Here is a 17,828-nt window from a genome sequence, read left to right on the forward strand (position 1 = left end):
GGCCAGATCGCTGGCCCTACGTGAGCACGCGATGGCCATCGCGCATGGCGCGAGTGATGAAAATACCCCTGGCCGAATTTCAAAAATAGCGACCTCCCATATCTCTTTACGACAAGTCTTACCTCCTGACGAAAATTAGTTTCACGTCGTTTGAAAACGGTTAGAGGAAATGTTTTATGAGTTTCACAAACCATTCGACGTGACCCTTTCGAGGAGTACCGCATGACCCTGTCCCCTGGCTATTGGCTGCTGGTGTATGCCGCTATCGCCATCATCGCGCTGATCGTTCTGATCGCCCGTTACCGACTCAATCCGTTCATCGTCATCACCCTGGTCTCCATCGGTCTGGCCTTGCTGTCCGGCATGCCGGCGTCCGGCGTGGTGGGCGCGTACGAAGCCGGGGTGGGCAAAACCCTGGGCCATATCGCCCTGGTGGTGGCACTGGGGACGATGCTCGGCAAGATGATGGCCGAGTCTGGCGGTGCCGAGCGGGTGGCACTGACCTTGATCGAGCGCTTCGGCGAGAAGAACGTGCACTGGGCGATGGTGTGCATCGCGTTCCTGGTGGGTCTGCCGCTGTTCTTCGAAGTCGGTTTCGTGTTGTTGGTGCCGATTGCGTTCACCGTGGCGCGACGCGTCGGGGTGTCGATCCTGATGGTCGGCCTGCCGATGGTCGCCGGCTTGTCGGTGGTGCATGCGTTGGTGCCGCCGCACCCGGCGGCGATGCTGGCGGTACAGGTGTACCAGGCGTCGGTGGGGCAGACCTTGATGTACGCGATCCTGATCGGCGTGCCGACGGCGATCATCGCCGGCCCGCTGTACGCCAGGCTCATCGTGCCGCGCATCCAACTGCCGGCGGAAAACCCCCTGGAGCGGCAGTTCCTCGAGCGTGAACCGCGCGACAGCCTGCCGGGTTTCGGCATCACCATGGCGACCATCCTGCTGCCGGTGGTGTTGATGCTGATCGGCGGCTGGGCCAACCTGATTTCCACGCCGGGCAGCGGCTTCAACCAGTTCCTGCTGTTCATCGGCAACTCGGTGATCGCCTTGTTGCTGGCCACCTTGCTGAGTTTCTGGACCCTTGGTATCGCCCAAGGCTTCAATCGTGAATCCATCCTCAAGTTCACCAACGAATGCCTGGCGCCGACCGCCAGCATCACCTTGCTGGTGGGCGCTGGCGGCGGCCTGAACAAGATCCTGGTGGACGCCGGGGTTACCGACCAGGTGGTCGGCCTGGCCCACGCGTTTCACCTGTCGCCGCTGATCATGGGCTGGCTGTTCGCTGCACTGATGCGCATCGCCACAGGTTCGGCAACGGTGGCGATGACCACGGCGTCGGGGATCGTCGCGCCGGTAGCGATTGGGCTGGGTTATCCACACCCGGAATTGCTGGTGTTGGCGACCGGTGCAGGGTCGGTGATTTTTTCCCACGTCAATGACGGCGGCTTCTGGTTGATCAAGGAATACTTCAACATGTCCGTCGCCCAGACCTTCAAGACCTGGACCGTGCTCGAAACGATTATTTCAGTGGTCGCGTTTGGTTTGACCGTGGGCCTTTCTTACCTGCTATAGCTGGAGCCACCATGGACATCCTCTACCAGATCCGCGTCCGCCAGGATTCCTTCAGCGCTGGCGAAGGGCGCATCGCGCGGCTGATGCTCGACGACGTAGGCTTCGCCGCGTCTGCCAGCCTCGATGAATTGGCGGGGCGGGCGGCAGTCAGCACCGCCACCCTGTCGCGGTTCGCCCGCACGGTGGGGTGTCGCGACTTGCGTGACTTGCGCCTGCAACTGGCCCAGGCCAGCGGCGTCGGCAGCCGTTTCCTCGACCCGGCGGGTACGCCCGAGCAGTCGGCGTTCTACGGGCAGATTGTCGGTGACGTCGAATCGACCTTGCGTCAGCACTTGGCGGGTTTCGACGAGTCGCGCTTCGCCGATGCGGTGAAAACCCTGGGCAAGGCGCGGATGATTCACGCGTTCGGCATGGGCGGCTGCTCGACCTTGTGCAGCGATGAACTGCAAGTGCGGCTGGTGCGGCTCGGCTACCCGATCGCGGTGTGGCATGACCCGGTGATGATGCGTGTCACCGCTGCCAGCCTCACTGGTGAACACGCGGTGATCGCTTGCTCGCTGACCGGCATTACCCCGGAACTGCTAGAGGCCGTGGAGCTGGCTCGCAGCTATGGCGCGCGCATTCTGGCCATCACCCGGGCCGACTCGCCGCTGGCGCAACTGGCCGACGTGTTGTTGCCCCTGCAAAGCGCCGAGACCTCCTTCATCTACAAGCCGACCGCGGCGCGCTACGGCATGCTGCTGGCGATCGACGTGCTGGCCACCGAGCTGGCCCTGGCCAACCCCGAAGACAATCAAGAGCGTCTGCGGCGAATCAAGCTCGCCCTCGACGACTACCGCGGCGGCGACGACCACTTGCCGCTGGGAGACTGACATGAAGTACGACACGCTGATTCGCAACGCCCTGGTCATCGACGGCAGCGACGCCCCTGGCTACCCCGCCGACGTGGCGATCCTGAACGGCCGCATCGCGCGCATCGGCGACCTGCGCGATGCTGTCGCCGACGACGAAATCGATGCCGGCGGCCGCGTGCTGGCCCCGGGGTTCATCGACGTGCACACCCATGACGACACCGTCGTCATCCGCCAGCCGCAGATGCTGCCCAAGCTCAGCCAGGGTGTGACCACGGTGATCGTCGGCAATTGCGGGATCAGCGCGGCGCCAGTGACGCTGAAGGGCAACCCGCCGGACCCGATGAACCTGCTCGGCAGCGCCGCGGCGTTCGTCTACCCCACCTTCAGCGACTACCGCGCCGCGGTCGAGGCGGCCAACACCACCTTGAACGTCGCCGCGCTGGTCGGCCACACGGCGTTGCGCAGCAACCACCTGGATGACCTGTTCCGCACCGCCACGGCGGGCGAAATCAGCGCGATGCGCGAGCAACTGCGTGAAAGCCTGGAGGCCGGCGCATTGGGGTTATCCACAGGCCTGGCGTATGCCAGCGCGTTCTCGGCGTCGACCGATGAAGTCATGCAACTGACCGAAGAGCTGAGCGCATTCGGCGCGGTCTATACCACCCATCTGCGCAGCGAATTCGAACCGGTGCTGGAGGCCATGGACGAAGCGTTCCAGATCGGCCGCCACGCGAAATCTCCGGTGATCATTTCCCACCTCAAATGCGCCGGTGTCGGTAACTGGGGCCGTAGCCCGCAGTTGTTGGCGGCCCTTGAGCAGGCCGCGACAAGCCACCCGGTGGGCTGCGATTGCTATCCCTATGCGGCCAGTTCATCGACCCTGGACCTCAAGCAAGTCACCGACGCCCATCGCATCACCATCACCTGGTCCACACCGCATCCCGAGGTGGGCGGCCGCGACCTGATAGACATCGCCGCCGAATGGGGCGTGCCGTTGCTCGACGCTGCCCAACGCTTGCAACCGGCAGGCGCGGTGTACTACGGCATGGACGAGGCGGATGTGCGACGAATCCTCGCCCATCCGCTGTCCATGGTGGGTTCTGACGGCCTGCCCGAGGACCCATTCCCGCACCCGCGCTTGTGGGGCGCGTTCCCCCGGGTGCTTGGGCATTTCAGCCGTGATGTGGGGCTTTTCCCACTGCATACCGCGGTGCACAAGATGACGGGGTTGTCTGCGTCACGCTTTGGCTTGAAGGAACGTGGCGAGATTCGTGTAGGGCATTGGGCGGACTTGGTGTTGTTCGACCCGCTGAGCATCCGCGACGTGGCGGATTTCCAGCGTCCGCAGCGCGCGGCGGAAGGGATCGATGGGGTATGGATCAATGGTGTGCTGAGTTACAGCGAAGGCCAGGCGAACGGTAGAAGGGAGGGGCGCTTCCTGGCACGGGAGGGGGATTTGCGCGCGGGTTTCAGGTAACGGGCAAAGGTCAATTGCAGTACCGTGAGGTGATACGTCGACGGTCTTCATGGCCTGTCGGTTACCGTTGGCGGCAGGCGGTTTTCTGCTAGGCGCTCATTCGTGGGCGCCGGGTGTGGAAGCCCTTCAGCTTTGTCTGGCACGCAGGGGCTGGTTTGAATGGCGGCTCCTTACTTGTGCCGAACGGAGCTGGCCATGACGCAAAACCACAAACCCCTGATGGGCTGCTACTTCCGATCCTGGCGCGACACGGCCAACGGGGTGGCGGGCAACCACTGTTCCATGGCGAACCTGCCCGAGGAAGTGGATATCGCCTTCGTGTTTCCCAACGGCGAGGAGTCGCCGCTGTTCTGGGAAAAGCTGGAGAGCGAACTGATTCCGGCCCTGCATGCCAAGCAGATCAAGGTCGTGCGCACGGTGTTCATCGATGAACTGATCAACCCCGACTTTGCGGATTCGCCGCAAGGCTACAAGGACCTCGCGGACCATCTGCAACAGCGTTTCCTCGGCGTCGCCGGGCTGGACGGGCTGGACGTCGACCTCGAGAAACAACTGACGCCCACCCAGCGCGCCAAGGCGCAAGCCGTCTCCCTGCTGTTGGCCGAACGGCTGAAGCAGGACGGCAAACTGTTCATCTACGACACCAGCGAAGTGGGTGACATGGAGCTGCTGAGCGCCTTGGCGCCCTCCCTGGACTATCTGCTGTTCCAGGCTTATGGGCAGAGCCCGCAGCGAGTGCAAGCACACTTCGACAGGCTGTTCGCGCGTTTCCTGGCGCCGGAGAAATTCATGGTCGGCTTCTCGTTCTACGAGGAGCGTGGGACCCGGTGGGGTGATACCGGCGCTGACGTCGACAGCAGCAGGGCGCGCCAATACGCCGAATGGGTTCCGCGCCAAGGCAACAAGGCAGGGATTTTCTCCTATGCCGTCGACCGTGACGGCGTTGCCGAGGGCGATGACAACCTGCAACCCACCGACTACAGCTGGACCCGGCGGCTCAAGCAGCTCAGTCGCTGATACCCGCTGATGCCCGCGCGATTGCCGCGGGCGTTTTCAGGCGATGCCTTAAACCGGCGCTTTGAAGATCTGCTCCATGATCCCCATGAAGTCCGACGCCAGTTTCGAGCGCTGTTGGTGCCCCGGAAACACCATCGACACCTCGAACGGCACCGACTGTTCCAGCTTGCGGTAGGTGATGCCCGGGTACTTCGAATAGGACGCGGTGAACGGGTCGCATACCGTCACGCCAAAGCCCCCCGAGACCATGTTGCAGGCGAAGTGCGCCGAGGTGGTGTCCACCGAACTCACGCCCACCACGCCCCGCGCCTCCAGCGCCGCGTCCAGCCGGCGCTGCAAGGGGTTGTTCGGGTTCAGCGAAATCAGGCGCTGGCCGTGCAGGTCGTCGAGGCTCAGCACCTCATGCTCGGCCAGCGGGTCGTCGCTGCGCATCACACACACCGCATCCACCTGCGGCAGGCGGATCAACTGCAGGCCCGGGTAGTCGCCGGAAGGAATCTGCACGAAACCGATATCCAACTGATTCGCCGAGGCCAACTCGAGGATGCTCATCGAGTTGCGCACATCCAGCGAGGTGCGCACGCCCGGGCGGTCGTGTACGAAGCGGCGCGCGCCCTCGGCCACCACGGTCAGGCCCAGCGCGCTCATCGAGCCGATGCGCAGGCTGCCGGTGCGCAAGGTCATCAGGTCTTCGGCCACCCGCTCGATGCGTTCGATACCCTGGTAGAACTTGTCCACCTCGGCATACAGGAACTGCGCCTCGGTGCTGGGGATCAGCCGGTTGCCCTCACGGCGAAACAGGCGCAGCGACAGCGCCACCTCCAAGTCACGGATCAGGCGGCTCACCGCGGGTTGCGACACCCGCAGGCTCTCGGCGGCGATGGTCATGCTGCCGGTGAGCATCACGGTGCGAAAGGCTTCGAGCTGGCGCGGGTTCAGTTTCATCTTCGGTCTCGGCGAGCGCAACGCGGGGTGTGGCTGAGGCAGCATAACATTTCATTATGTGCGTCCAACCCGTTGCCGTATTGCGCGGTTTCCAGGGCGTGCGATTATTTGTTCAGGTGTTTGCAGATTAACAGTTTGCCGACACTTGCAGATGAACGCCGTTAATTAAAACAATAGGGGCTGATCGTGCTTAATTATGCTATGCGCAGGTTGTTATTCCTGCTGCCCATGTTGTTGGGTGTTTCGATCGTGGTCTTTCTGGTGTTGCATTTCATTCCGGGCGACCCGGCGCGACTTGCCGCCGGGCCCGATGCCACGGAAGCCGATGTGGCGCAGATACGGCAGAACTACGGGTTGGATAAACCCCTGGTGACGCAGTACCTGATCTACGTGAAGAACGTGCTCAGCGGCGACCTGGGCGAGTCGTTCCAGACCTTCACCCCGGTGCTCGAAGGCATCGCCCGCACGCTGCCAGCCACCCTTGAACTGACCGCCGCCGGCATGCTGCTGGCCGTGCTGATCGGCGTGCCGCTGGGCATCATCGCGGCGCTGCGCCCGCGTGGCGTGCTCGACAGCTCGCTGACCACCCTTGCGGTGCTGGGCATCTCGATGCCGGGCTTCCTGCTCGGGTTGATCCTCATGTCGGTGTTCTCCGCCAGCCTCGGCTGGCTGCCGCCGACCGGCCGTGGAGGCTTCCAGCACCTGATACTGCCGGCCGTTACCCTGGGCCTGCCGTATATCGCCACGTTCTCCCGGCTGGCCCGCTCGACGATGATGGATGTCTTGCAGGAAGACTATATAAGGACGGCCTACGCCAAAGGTGTGCCGAATTATAAAGTTGTACTGAAACATGCACTTTCCAATGCCGCTATTCCTTTGGTGACGGTATTCGGCATGGACTTTGGAAGATTGCTCGGTGGCGCGGTAATTGTTGAAACCGTGTTTGCCTGGCCTGGCATGGGACGCTTCCTGATAGATGCGATCATGGCCCGCGATATCTATGTGGTTCAAGGAACCGTCCTGGTATTCGCCGCGCTGGTCGTTGTCGTCAACCTGATTGTGGATCTCGCATATGGCATCCTCGACCCTCGCATCACCTACAACTGAGGCACGCCCCATGCCTCGCAAAGCATCCCGCCTCGGTTTCATCGGCTTCCTCATCGCCAGGAAGCGCTGGTTCGCCCTGGGCGCGACCGGGGTGATCCTGCTGATGGTGCTGGCGGCAATCGGCGCACCGCTGTTCTTCGACTGGGACGCGGTCACTCGCATCCACCTGTCGCGCTCATTGATCGAACCCGGCAGCGCGTTCTGGCTGGGCACCGACCAGCTTGGGCGCGACCTGCTCGGGCGGGTGCTGTGGGGCGCGCGGATCACCCTGATCGTCGCGGTGGCCAGCGTTGGCATCGCCATGCTGGTGGGCGTGGCGGTCGGTGCCGCGTGTGGCTACTACAACGGCCCGTTGTCGGGGCTGGTCATGCGGGTGATGGACTCGATGATCGCTTTCCCGCGCACCCTGGTGGCGATTCTGGTGATCACCGTGGCCGGCAACAGCATTCTCAGCCTGACCCTGGCGATCGCCATCTCCAGCATCCCGATCTACGTGCGGTTCTTCGCCGGGCCAGTGATGGCGCTGGCCAAGCGCGAGTTCGTGCTGGCCTCGAAGTCCATTGGCGTGGGCGACCTGCGCCTGCTGCGGGTGCACATCCTGCCGAACATCGGCTCGCTGGTGATCATCCAGGCCACCGTGTCGCTCGCCGAAGCCATCCTGATCGGCTCCGGGCTGAGCTTCCTCGGGCTCGGGCCACCCCCGCCGACGCCGGAGTGGGGCGCGATGATCGCCGAGTCGCGGCCATTGCTGACCACCCACCCGTACGTGCTGATCGCCCCGGGGTGTGCGCTGGTGCTGACCATCCTGAGCTTCAACATCGTCGGCGATGCCCTGCGCGACTACATCGACCCCAAGTCGCGCAACGCCTGACACGTCCCCGGTGCGGCCAGGCCGCGCCGGGTGGAATAAAACCTCTAGCAAGCGAGAAACGATCATGGAGCGCACAGGCTTCAAGACGCAATTCGTCCGTGCTTTGCTGCTGGGCATCCTCGCATGCCCGGCCCTCGGCCCCGCCGCGGCCAGCGCGCAGGACCTGCAAACGCTGACCTTCGTGCAAGGGTCCGACGTCGACACCCTGGACCCTGCGGTGTCGCGCAGCGTGCCGTCGTACAACGTGCTCGACCACCTGTTCAACCGCCTGGTGAACTGGGAAGGGCAGAACCGCGACCGCCTGATTCCGGAGCTGGCGCTGTCCTGGGTCCGTTCCGAGGACGGCCGGCAATGGACCTTCACCCTGCGCCAGGGCGTGAAGTTCCACGACGGCACCGACTTCGACGCCCAGGCGGTGAAGTTCAACCTCGAGCGCATCCGCGCCGCCCAGTTGGGCTCGCCGCACCGCTCGTACTACACCGACATCACCGCGGTCGAGGCGCTGGCGCCGGACCAGGTGCGCATCACCACCGCCAACCCGTCGCCGACGATGTTGGAGCTGCTGGCCAAACCCTCGTCGGCAATGAACAGCCCGGCGGCGGTGACCAAGTACGGGCGCGCCTACGGCCACCACCCGGTCGGCACCGGGCCCTACCGCTTCGTGCGCTGGATCCCCAACGACCACACGGTGCTGGCGCGCAACCCGGCGTTCTTCGGTGCCGCCGGCAAGCCCGAGACGATCGTGTTCCGCCCGGTGCGCGAAGACTCCTCGCGGGTGATCGAGTTGCGCACGCGCAATGCCGACGTCGCCGCCGACCTTTCGCCGGAAGCGGCCATCGAGCTCAAGGCGCTGAACAAGTCGGACCTGCTGCGGGTGCCCAGCACCTTCCAGGTGTTCTTCGAACTGAACCTCACCCGCCCGCCATTCGACGACGTGCGCATGCGCCAGGCGGTGAGCATGGCCATCGACCGCGACGCCCTGGTGAACAAGGTGCTGCTCGGCTACGGCAAGGTGCCCATCAGCCCGTTCCCCGAAGGCACCCAGGCGCGCCGCACCTTCGCTCCGGTGAAGTACGACCCGGCTGCTGCCCGGCGCCTGATCGAGCAGGTCTACCCAGGTGGCTACCCCGGCACCGTGGTGATGTGGACCCCTGCCGGTCGCTACCCCAAGGACCGCCAGGTGGCCGAGGTGGTGCAGGGCTACCTCAACGCGGTGGGCCTGAAGACCGAGTTCAAGGTCTGGGAGTGGGCGACCTACCAGAAGAGCCTGTACCGCCCGGAGCCTGGCAAGGGCACCGGCAAAGGCTCCAACGACGCCGACATGTGGCTGCTCGGCACCGGCATCTCCGACGCCGACATCCGTCTGCGCCGCAAGCTGGTGACGGGCGATGCGCAGAACCTCACCGGCTACAGCAACGCCGAGGTCGACAGCCTGCTGCAACGCGCCGCCCGTGAGCTGGACGAGCCCACGCGCCTGGGCTTGTACGGGCGCATCCAGCAGATCCTCTGGGAACAGGACCCCAACAGCCTGCCGTTGTTCGACCAGGAACAGATCATCGGGCTGCGCAAAGGTATGAAAGGTCTCGTCGTCGACTACGAAGGGACTCTCGATTTCAAGAACGTACAACTGAATTGAGCGGTGATACGACCATGTCCAAAGCACAAGCACACGAAACCCTGCTGACCGATGCCCGCCTCAGCGCCCCGGCCGCCGAACGCATGGTGAAATACCATGACATCCCGGCGCTGGACACCGAGATCCGCCAGTTCCACGAGTTCATCGAGGTCGACCTGGCGCACACCGTGATGTTGGTCGAGCAGCAGATCCTCGCCCGCCCGGTGGGTCAGTCGATCCTTGCCGAGCTGCGCAAGATCCGCGAACTGTCGGTGGCGGATTTCCCCTTCGACGTGAAGAAAGGCAGCTTCCTGCTGCAGGTCGAGTCGTACCTGTTCGCCCGCATCGGCGAGGACAACGCCGGGCAGATGCACACCGGCCGCAGCCGCATCGACCAGGGCGCCACGGTGCGCCGGCTGTACGACCGCAAGCGCATCCTCGCGGTGCTGGCGCGCATCAACGACTTCCAGGCCGCGCTGCTGCAGCAGGCCGCGCGCCATGCCGACACCATCATGCCCGGCTACACCCACATGCAGCATGCCCAGCCGTGGGTGTTCGGCCATTACCTGCTGAGCTTCAGCACCCGCCTGCACGACAGCTTCAGCCGCCTGGCCCAGGCCTACGCCCGGGTCAACCGCAACCCCCTGGGCGCGGTGGGCCTGGCCGGCACCTCGTGGCCGTTGGACCGTAACCGCACCACTGAGCTGCTGGGCTTCGACAGCCTGGTGGAGAACTCCAAGCTGGGCCGCGAGGCCTGGTACGCCGCCGAGGCCATCGGCGCGCTGTCGTTCGTCATGGCCGACCTCAACGACCTGGCCACCGACCTGCACCTGTGGTCGAGCGTCGAGTTCGCCACGGTCGAGAGCGACGACAGCTACTGTGGCACCAGCAGCATCTTCCCGCAGAAGAAGAACCCCTCGGGCCTGGAAACCATCAAGAAGGCCGCCGGCGAGTCGGTCACCTGGTTGAGCACCGCCCTGGCCACCTTCCGTGCCGAAGGCACCGGCGACCAGGCCATGCGCGACCTGCCGTTGATCCATCGGGCGCTGGAGGTCACCGAAGGCATGCTCGACCTGTTCGCCGGTATCGTCGAGACGCTGAAGGTGCACGAGGCCCGCATGAGCGAGCTGCTGTCGGGCAGTTGGTGCACCGCCAGCAACCTGGCCGACGTGATCGTGCGCGAGCGTGGCATCAGCTTCCGCCAGGTGCACCACGTGGTCGCGCGGCTGGTGCGCAACTGCCTGGCGGCTGGCGTGGCGCCGCAACAGGTCACCGGCGCGGCCCTGGACCAGGCCAGCGAGGAGACCATTGGCGCGGCCTTGGGCTACACCGACGCGCAGGTGCGCGATGCGCTGAACCCGCGTACCTTCGTGGAAACCCGTATCTCCGTCGGCGGTGTCGGCCCCAGCGAAGTGCGGCGCCTGCTGGCGGTTGCCGAGGGCGAACTGGCCCAGGACCGCGCGTGGGTCGGCGCCAGCCTGGCCAAGGTCGCTGGCGCCCGCGCCGCGCTGGATCACGCCGTCGCGCGGATCGTCGAGTGAAGGAGGCCAACCTGATGAACGAGAACCTGGTGGCTCAGGTGCGCAACCTGAGCGTGGCCTTCGGCAGCGATGGCCAGGCCCCCGTGGTACGTGACGTGTCCTTCGAGGTCGGACGGGGCCAGACCCTGGCGATCGTCGGTGAGTCCGGCTCCGGCAAGTCGGTGACCTCGATGGCCATGATGGGCCTGATCCAGCGTGCGGGTGGGCGCGTGGTCGCCGGCAGCATGCACTTGCGCGCCGGTGACGACGAGGTGGTCGACCTGGTGACTGCGCCGGAGTCGCGCTTGCGTCGCCTGCGCGGCTCGTCGATGTCGATGATCTTCCAGGAGCCGATGACGTCGCTGAACCCGGTCTTCAAGGTCGGTGCTCAACTGGTCGAGGCGATCACCCTGCACAAGCGCTGCAACCGCGCCAGCGCCGAGGTTCAGGCCCTGCGCATGCTCGACCTGGTGCGCATCCCGGATGCCCGGCAGGTGATGGGGCGCTACCCGCACGAGCTGTCCGGCGGCATGCGCCAGCGCATCATGATCGCCATGTCGCTGGTCTGCGAGCCGACCCTGCTGATCGCCGACGAGCCCACCACCGCGCTGGACGTCACCGTGCAGGCGCAGATCCTGCGGATCATCAAGGAGCTGCAGGACAGCCTGCGCATGGGGGTGATCTTCATCACCCACGACATGGGTGTGGTGGCGGAGGTTGCGGACGATGTGATGGTCATGAAGCGCGGTGAGACCGTCGAACACGGCGCCGCTCGCGAGGTATTGCTCAACCCCCGGCAGTTGTACACCCAGGCGTTGCTGGCGGCGGTGCCGAAGATCGGCTCCATGCGTGGCAGCGACCTGCCGGCCAAGTTCGCCCTGGTCGACGAACCGATCGCCGACGGGGCGCAGGGCGCGGCGCGGGCGCCGGATTACCAGGGGGCGCCGATCCTCAGCGTCGAGGGCCTGTCGATCCGCTACGACCTGCGTGGCGGCATCCTCGGTAAGGTCCAGCGGCGGGTGCACGCGGTGGAGGCGATCGACTTTCAGATCTACCCCGGCGAGACGCTGGCGCTGGTCGGCGAGTCGGGCTGCGGCAAGTCCACCAGCGCCCGCGCGGTGGCCGGGCTGATGCCGATCCAGGGCGGCAACATCCTGTTCCAGGGGCGCGATGTCGGGGCGTTGGGCAAGGCCGAGCTCAAGGCCCTGCGCCGCGATATCCAGATGGTGTTCCAGGACCCGTACGCCTCGCTCAACCCGCGCCTGACCATCGAGCAGAGTTTGATGGAGCCGTTGCTGGTGCATGGCATCGCCAGCGGCGACGCGGCGCGGCGGCATGTCGGCGAGCTGCTGGAGCGGGTGGGGCTGGGCGCCGAGCATGCGCAGCGCTACCCCCACGAGTTCTCCGGCGGGCAGCGCCAGCGCATCTGCATCGCCCGCGCGCTGACCCTGTCGCCGAAGCTGATCATTGCCGACGAGGCGGTGTCGGCGCTGGATGTGTCGATCCAGGCGCAGGTGATCAACCTGCTGCAGGATTTGCAGAAGGAGCGAGGCATCGCGTTCCTGTTCATTTCCCACGACATGGCGGTGGTCGAGCGGGTCAGCCACCGTGTGGGGGTGATGTACCACGGGCGCATCGTCGAGATCGGCCCACGGCGCAGCGTGTTCGAGAACCCCGGGCATGCGTACACGCAGCGGCTGCTCAGCGCGGTGCCGTCGGCGGACATGAATGTGGCGAGAAAGCCGTTCAACCTGATGAGCGAGGCGGTGCCCAGCCGTATTCACGCGCTAGGGCACCAGGCGGCGGCGATGCAGTACCGGGAGGTGTCGCCGGGGCATTTCGTGGCGACCTCGGCGGTGGCCTGAAGCCCGCACCAACCGCGCCGGCACCGCGTCGCTTCCACGAAACCCGCAGTGCGGGCTTGCCCCGCGATGCGATGTTGGCCGCGTCGCCGTCATCGCGGGACGAGCCCCACAGGTGTCGCGTTGCCCTCACGAACCTCGCCACCCTCGCGGGTCCAACCCGTCTTGGGCAGGGTGGCATCCATTGACCCCCGTCATCGCACTTCCCCGAATCTTGTCTAGGCTTAACGTCGGCGGTATCTGTCTACCGCCACCGTGAAGCCTAGAGGCGCCGGCAACGTCCCGTGCGCCCGAGAACCTGATCAGGAGTGCACGATGGACCTGAACCGTCGGCAATTCTTCAAGGCCGCCGCCGTCGGCCTTGGAGGCTCGAGCCTCGCGGCGTTGGGCATGGCCCCGACACCCGCGTTCGCCGAGCAGGTGCGCCACTTCAAGCTGGCGCACACCAAAGAGACCCGCAACACCTGCCCCTACTGCTCGGTCGGCTGCGGCCTGATCCTGTACAGCCAGGGCGATGCCGGGAAAAACGTCAAACAGAACATCATCCACATCGAAGGCGACGCCGATCACCCGGTCAACCGCGGCACCCTGTGCCCGAAAGGCGCCGGCCTGCTGGACTTCATCCACAGCCCCAGCCGCCTCAAGTACCCCGAGGTGCGCAAACCGGGCAGCCAGGAATGGACCCGCATCGGCTGGGACGAAGCCCTCGACCGTGTCGCCACCCTGATGAAGCAGGACCGCGACGCCAACTTCATCGAGAAGAATGCCCAGGGCCAGACGGTCAACCGCTGGCTCACCACCGGGTTCCTTGCCGCGTCCGCCGCTTCCAGCGAAGCCGGCTACCTGACGCACAAGGTCATCCGCTCGCTCGGCATGCTGGGGTTCGACAACCAAGCGCGTGTCTGACACGGCCCGACGGTGGCAAGTCTTGCCCCGACGTACGGCCGTGGCGCCATGACCAATCACTGGTCTGACATCGCCAACGCGAACCTGGTCCTGGTCATGGGCGGCAACGCAGCCGAGGCGCACCCTTGCGGTTTCAAATGGGTGACCGAGGCCAAGGCGCACAACCAGGCGCGACTGATCGTGGTCGACCCACGCTTCACCCGCACCGCCTCGGTGGCGGACTACTACGCGCCGATTCGCACCGGCAGCGACATCGCCTTCATGGGCGGGCTGATCAACTACCTGCTGAGCAACGACAAGATCCAGCACGAATACGTGCGCAACTACACCGATGTGTCGTTCATCGTCAAAGAGAACTATGGCTTCGAGGACGGCCTGTTCAGCGGCTACGACGCGGCCAAACGGGTCTATGCGGACAAATCCGGTTGGGGCTACGAGTTGGGCGAGGACGGTTTCGCCAAGGTCGACCCGACCCTGCAGCATCCGCGCTGCGTGTTCCAGCTGATGAAGCGGCACTACAGCCGCTACACCCCGGAAATCGCCAGCATGACCTGCGGCATGCCGCAGGCGCAGATGCTCAGGATCTGGGAAGAGATCGCCACCTGCTCGGCGCCGGGCAAGACCATGACGATCCTCTACGCCCTCGGCTGGACGCAGCACTCGATCGGCGCACAGATCATCCGCAGCGCGGCGATGGTGCAACTGCTGCTGGGCAACGTTGGCATGCCCGGCGGCGGGGTCAACGCCCTGCGCGGGCACTCCAACATCCAGGGCCTGACCGACCTGGGGCTGCTGTCCAACTCGCTGCCCGGCTACCTCACGCTCGCCGGCGACGCCGAGCAGGACTACGCCGCCTTCATCGACAAGCGCGCCTCCAAGCCACTGCGTCCGGGGCAGCTGTCGTACTGGCAGAACTACGGCAAGTTCCACGTCAGCCTGATGAAGGCCTGGTACGGCGCCAACGCCACCGCCGAGAACCACTGGGGCTACGACTGGCTGCCCAAGCTCGACGTGCCGGCCTACGACGTGCTGCGCATGTTCGAGATGATGGGCCAGGGCAAGGTCAATGGCTATATGTGCCAGGGCTTCAACCCGATCGCCGCGCTGCCGGACAAGCACCGGGTCACCGCCGCGCTCGGCAAGCTCAAGTGGCTGGTGATCATGGACCCGCTGGCCACCGAAACGTCCGAGTTCTGGCGCAACGCCGGCCCGTACAACGACGTCGACACGGCCAGCATCCAGACCGAAGTCATCCGCCTGCCCACCACCTGCTTCGCCGAGGAGGACGGCTCGTTGGTCAACAGCAGCCGTTGGTTGCAATGGCACTGGAAAGGCGCCGACGGCCCGGGCGAAACGCGCACCGATGTGCACATCATGAGCGAGCTGTTCCTGCGCTTGCGTGAGCGCTACAAGGCTGAAGGTGGCGCCTTCCCCGACCCGATGCTGAATATCAGCTGGCCGTACAAGGTGCCCGAGGAACCCTCGCCGGAAGAGCTGGCCAAGGAAATGAACGGCTGGGCCGTGAGCGACCTGACCGACCCCGCGGGGGCCGCGATCAAGGGCGGCCAGCAGTTGGCTGGCTTCGGCCAGCTCAAGGACGACGGCAGCACCGCTTCGGGCTGCTGGATCTTCTGTGGCAGTTGGACCGAGCAGGGCAACCAGATGGCCCGGCGCGACAACAGCGACCCGTTCGGCATGCACCAGGTGCAGAACTGGGCCTGGGCCTGGCCGGCGAACCGCCGCATCCTCTACAACCGCGCCTCCAGCGACCCGCAAGGCAAACCCTGGGACCCGCAGAAGAAGCGCCTGGTGTGGTGGAACGGCAAGGCCTGGGGCGGCACCGACGTGCCCGACTTCAAGGTCGACTCGCCACCGGAAGCGGGGATGAACCCGTTCATCATGAACCCCGAGGGCGTGGCGCGCTTCTTCGCCATCGACAAGATGGCCGAGGGGCCGTTCCCCGAGCACTACGAGCCGTTCGAGACGCCCATCGGCATCAACCCGCTGCACCCGCAGAACCCGAAGGCCACCAGCAACCCGGCCGGCCGCGTGTTCGACTCGGTGTGGGACACCCTCGGCAAGCACGAGCAGTTCCCCTATGCGGCGACCACCTACCGGCTGACCGAACACTTCCACTTCTGGAGCAAGCACTGCCGGCTCAACGCGATCATCCAGCCCGAGCAGTTCGTCGAGATCGGCGAGGTGCTGGCGGGCGAGAAGGGCATCAAGGCCGGCGACCGGGTGCGGGTGTCGAGCAAGCGTGGGCATATCGAGGCGGTGGCGGTGGTGACCAAGCGGATTCGCCCGCTGCAGGTCAACCACCAGACCGTGCACCAGATCGGCATCCCCCTGCACTGGGGCTTCACCGGCGCCACCCGGCACGGTTACCTGACCAACACCCTGGTGCCGTTCCTCGGTGATGGCAACACCCAGACGCCGGAGTCCAAGTCGTTCCTCGTCAACGTGGAGAAAATCTGATGGCCCAGCAAGATATCATCGCCCGCTCGGCCACCACGACCGTACCGCCCTCGGTGCGCCAGCAGCAGGAAGTGGCCAAGCTGATCGACACCACCCAGTGCATCGGCTGCAAGGCCTGCCAGGTGGCGTGCTCGGAGTGGAACGAACTGCGCGACGAGGTCGGCCACAACCACGGCACCTACGACAACCCCCAGGACCTCACTGCCGACACCTGGACGCTGATGCGCTTCACCGAGCACGAGCGCGACGACGGCAACCTCGAATGGCTGATCCGCAAGGACGGCTGCATGCACTGCGCCGACCCCGGTTGCCTCAAGGCGTGCCCCAGCCCCGGGGCGATCATCCAGCACGCCAACGGCATCGTCGACTTCAATCAGGACCACTGCATCGGCTGTGGCTACTGCATCACCGGCTGCCCGTTCAACATCCCGCGGATCTCGCAGAAGGACCACAAGGCCTACAAGTGCAGCCTGTGCTCCGACCGCGTGGCCGTGGGCCTGGAGCCGGCCTGCGTGAAGACCTGCCCGACCGGGGCGATCGTCTTCGGCAGCAAGGAGCAGATGAAGGTGCACGCCGCCGAGCGCATCGTCGACTTGAAGTCCCGGGGCTTCGACAACGCCGGGCTCTACGACCCGGACGGCGTCGGCGGCACCCACGTGATGTACGTGCTGCACCACGCCGATACCCCGCGCATTTACGCCGGCCTGCCGGACCAGCCGGTGATCAGCCCGCTGGTGGGCCTGTGGAAGGGCATCAGCAAGCCCCTGGCGCTGCTGGCCATGGGCGCGGCGGTGCTGGCCGGGTTCTTCCACTACGTGCGCGTCGGCCCGCAGCGGGTCGAGGAAGACGAACACCCCGCGCCGCCGGATGCCAGCGTGCACTCGGTGGACCCGGCGGTACACGTCTATGACCCAGGCAAGCCCGGCGGGCAAGGGGAGCAGCGGCCATGAAAGACGACAAACCGATCCTGCGCTACAACGCCAACGAGCGCACCAACCACTGGATCGTCGCCCTCCTGTTCTTCATGGCCGGGCTGTCGGGGCTGGCGTTGTTCCACCCGGCGCTGTTCTGGTTGAGCGAGCTGTTCGGCGGCGGGCCATGGACGCGCATCCTGCACCCGTTCCTGGGCGTGGCGATGTTCGTGTTCTTCCTCGGGCTGGTGCTGCGTTTCTGGCGGGCCAATTTCATCACCGCCAACGACCGCCTGTGGTTGCGGCGCATCGACCGGGTGATGCGCAACGAAGAGGAGGGCGTGCCGCCGATCGGCAAGTACAACGCCGGGCAGAAACTGCTGTTCTGGACCTTGCTGCTGTGCATGCTGGTGCTGCTGTTCAGCGGCGTGGTGATCTGGCGCGCGTATTTCAGCCACTACTTCGACATCGGGGCGATTCGCCTGGCCACCCTGGCCCATGCCTTGGCGGGGTTCGTGCTGATCCTCAGCATCATCGTGCACATCTACGCCGGCATCTGGATCAAGGGCTCGGTCGGCGCCATGCTGCATGGCTGGGTCAGCCGCGCCTGGGCGCGCAAACACCATGAACTGTGGTACCGCGACGTGACCGGCGACAAGTCGCCACCGCGTCACGGTGGAAAAGAAGGATGAA

Annotated in this window: 13 protein-coding genes; 12 read left to right on the top strand and 1 reads right to left on the bottom strand. The window is 65.4% G+C overall.

What is annotated here, in order from left to right:
- Positions 1–222 precede the first annotated feature (222 nt).
- The 4 genes from P0Y43_RS11290 (at position 223) to P0Y43_RS11305 (ending at position 4,920) form a co-directional block, all read left to right on the top strand.
- A complete protein-coding gene (locus tag P0Y43_RS11290) occupies positions 223–1,572 on the top strand; it encodes a gluconate:H+ symporter (RefSeq protein WP_275637345.1) in 1,350 nt (449 codons plus the stop codon).
- A gap of 11 nt (positions 1,573–1,583) precedes the next feature.
- Positions 1,584–2,444 (top strand): MurR/RpiR family transcriptional regulator, encoded by an 861-nt coding sequence (locus P0Y43_RS11295; protein WP_275637346.1) that lies wholly within the window; start codon positions 1,584–1,586, stop codon positions 2,442–2,444.
- Position 2,445: 1 nt separating this feature from the next.
- Positions 2,446–3,903: an N-acyl-D-amino-acid deacylase family protein gene (locus P0Y43_RS11300; RefSeq protein ID WP_275637347.1), complete on the top strand. Its 1,458-nt coding sequence runs from the start codon at positions 2,446–2,448 to the stop codon at positions 3,901–3,903.
- A 195-nt stretch (positions 3,904–4,098) separates the two neighbouring features.
- Positions 4,099–4,920, top strand: coding sequence for an EndoS/ChiA family endoglycosidase (locus P0Y43_RS11305; protein WP_275637348.1), 822 nt, complete (start codon positions 4,099–4,101; stop codon positions 4,918–4,920).
- A 48-nt stretch (positions 4,921–4,968) separates the two neighbouring features.
- Here P0Y43_RS11305 and P0Y43_RS11310 read toward each other — a convergent pair whose 3' ends face one another.
- Positions 4,969–5,865, bottom strand: coding sequence for a LysR substrate-binding domain-containing protein (locus tag P0Y43_RS11310; protein WP_275637349.1), 897 nt, complete (start codon positions 5,863–5,865; stop codon positions 4,969–4,971).
- Between the two features lie 186 nt (positions 5,866–6,051).
- Between P0Y43_RS11310 and P0Y43_RS11315 the strand changes: the two genes are divergently transcribed.
- The 8 genes from P0Y43_RS11315 to P0Y43_RS11350 all read left to right on the top strand — a co-directional run bounded on the left by P0Y43_RS11315 (position 6,052) and on the right by P0Y43_RS11350 (position 17,827).
- A complete protein-coding gene (locus P0Y43_RS11315) occupies positions 6,052–6,972 on the top strand; it encodes an ABC transporter permease (protein ID WP_275637350.1) in 921 nt (306 codons plus the stop codon).
- 10 nt (positions 6,973–6,982) lie between these two features.
- Positions 6,983–7,843: an ABC transporter permease gene (locus tag P0Y43_RS11320; protein ID WP_275637351.1), complete on the top strand. Its 861-nt coding sequence runs from the start codon at positions 6,983–6,985 to the stop codon at positions 7,841–7,843.
- Between the two features lie 64 nt (positions 7,844–7,907).
- Positions 7,908–9,479: an ABC transporter substrate-binding protein gene (locus P0Y43_RS11325; RefSeq protein WP_275637352.1), complete on the top strand. Its 1,572-nt coding sequence runs from the start codon at positions 7,908–7,910 to the stop codon at positions 9,477–9,479.
- Between the two features lie 14 nt (positions 9,480–9,493).
- Positions 9,494–10,999, top strand: coding sequence for an argininosuccinate lyase (gene argH / locus P0Y43_RS11330; RefSeq protein WP_275637353.1), 1,506 nt, complete (start codon positions 9,494–9,496; stop codon positions 10,997–10,999).
- A 14-nt stretch (positions 11,000–11,013) separates the two neighbouring features.
- Positions 11,014–12,843, top strand: a complete 1,830-nt coding sequence (locus P0Y43_RS11335; protein ID WP_275637354.1) for an ABC transporter ATP-binding protein — start codon at positions 11,014–11,016, stop codon at positions 12,841–12,843.
- 312 nt (positions 12,844–13,155) lie between these two features.
- Positions 13,156–16,224, top strand: a complete 3,069-nt coding sequence (gene fdnG / locus P0Y43_RS11340; protein ID WP_275637355.1) for a formate dehydrogenase-N subunit alpha — start codon at positions 13,156–13,158, stop codon at positions 16,222–16,224.
- The gene (gene fdxH / locus P0Y43_RS11345; RefSeq protein WP_275637356.1) at positions 16,224–17,174 is read left to right on the top strand and encodes a formate dehydrogenase subunit beta; all 951 of its coding nucleotides are present in this window, start codon (positions 16,224–16,226) and stop codon (positions 17,172–17,174) included. The genes fdnG and fdxH overlap by 1 nt, the downstream gene beginning before the upstream one ends.
- Entirely contained in the window at positions 17,171–17,827 is a 657-nt protein-coding gene (locus P0Y43_RS11350; protein ID WP_275637357.1) for a formate dehydrogenase subunit gamma, read from the top strand. Before fdxH ends, P0Y43_RS11350 begins: the two co-directional genes overlap by 4 nt.
- Position 17,828 lies beyond the last annotated feature (1 nt).

The sequence above is a fragment of the Pseudomonas entomophila genome (assembly GCF_029193575.1).
GTDB lineage: Bacteria > Pseudomonadota > Gammaproteobacteria > Pseudomonadales > Pseudomonadaceae > Aquipseudomonas > Aquipseudomonas entomophila_G.

Coding starts and splice junctions, on each gene's coding strand:
- P0Y43_RS11290 (WP_275637345.1), top strand. CDS start 223: ATGACCCTGTCCCCTGGCTATTGGCTGCTGGTGTATGCCGCTATCGCC.
- P0Y43_RS11295 (WP_275637346.1), top strand. CDS start 1,584: ATGGACATCCTCTACCAGATCCGCGTCCGCCAGGATTCCTTCAGCGCT.
- P0Y43_RS11300 (WP_275637347.1), top strand. CDS start 2,446: ATGAAGTACGACACGCTGATTCGCAACGCCCTGGTCATCGACGGCAGC.
- P0Y43_RS11305 (WP_275637348.1), top strand. CDS start 4,099: ATGACGCAAAACCACAAACCCCTGATGGGCTGCTACTTCCGATCCTGG.
- P0Y43_RS11310 (WP_275637349.1), bottom strand. CDS start 5,865: ATGAAACTGAACCCGCGCCAGCTCGAAGCCTTTCGCACCGTGATGCTC.
- P0Y43_RS11320 (WP_275637351.1), top strand. CDS start 6,983: ATGCCTCGCAAAGCATCCCGCCTCGGTTTCATCGGCTTCCTCATCGCC.
- P0Y43_RS11325 (WP_275637352.1), top strand. CDS start 7,908: ATGGAGCGCACAGGCTTCAAGACGCAATTCGTCCGTGCTTTGCTGCTG.
- argH (WP_275637353.1), top strand. CDS start 9,494: ATGTCCAAAGCACAAGCACACGAAACCCTGCTGACCGATGCCCGCCTC.
- P0Y43_RS11335 (WP_275637354.1), top strand. CDS start 11,014: ATGAACGAGAACCTGGTGGCTCAGGTGCGCAACCTGAGCGTGGCCTTC.
- fdxH (WP_275637356.1), top strand. CDS start 16,224: ATGGCCCAGCAAGATATCATCGCCCGCTCGGCCACCACGACCGTACCG.
- P0Y43_RS11350 (WP_275637357.1), top strand. CDS start 17,171: ATGAAAGACGACAAACCGATCCTGCGCTACAACGCCAACGAGCGCACC.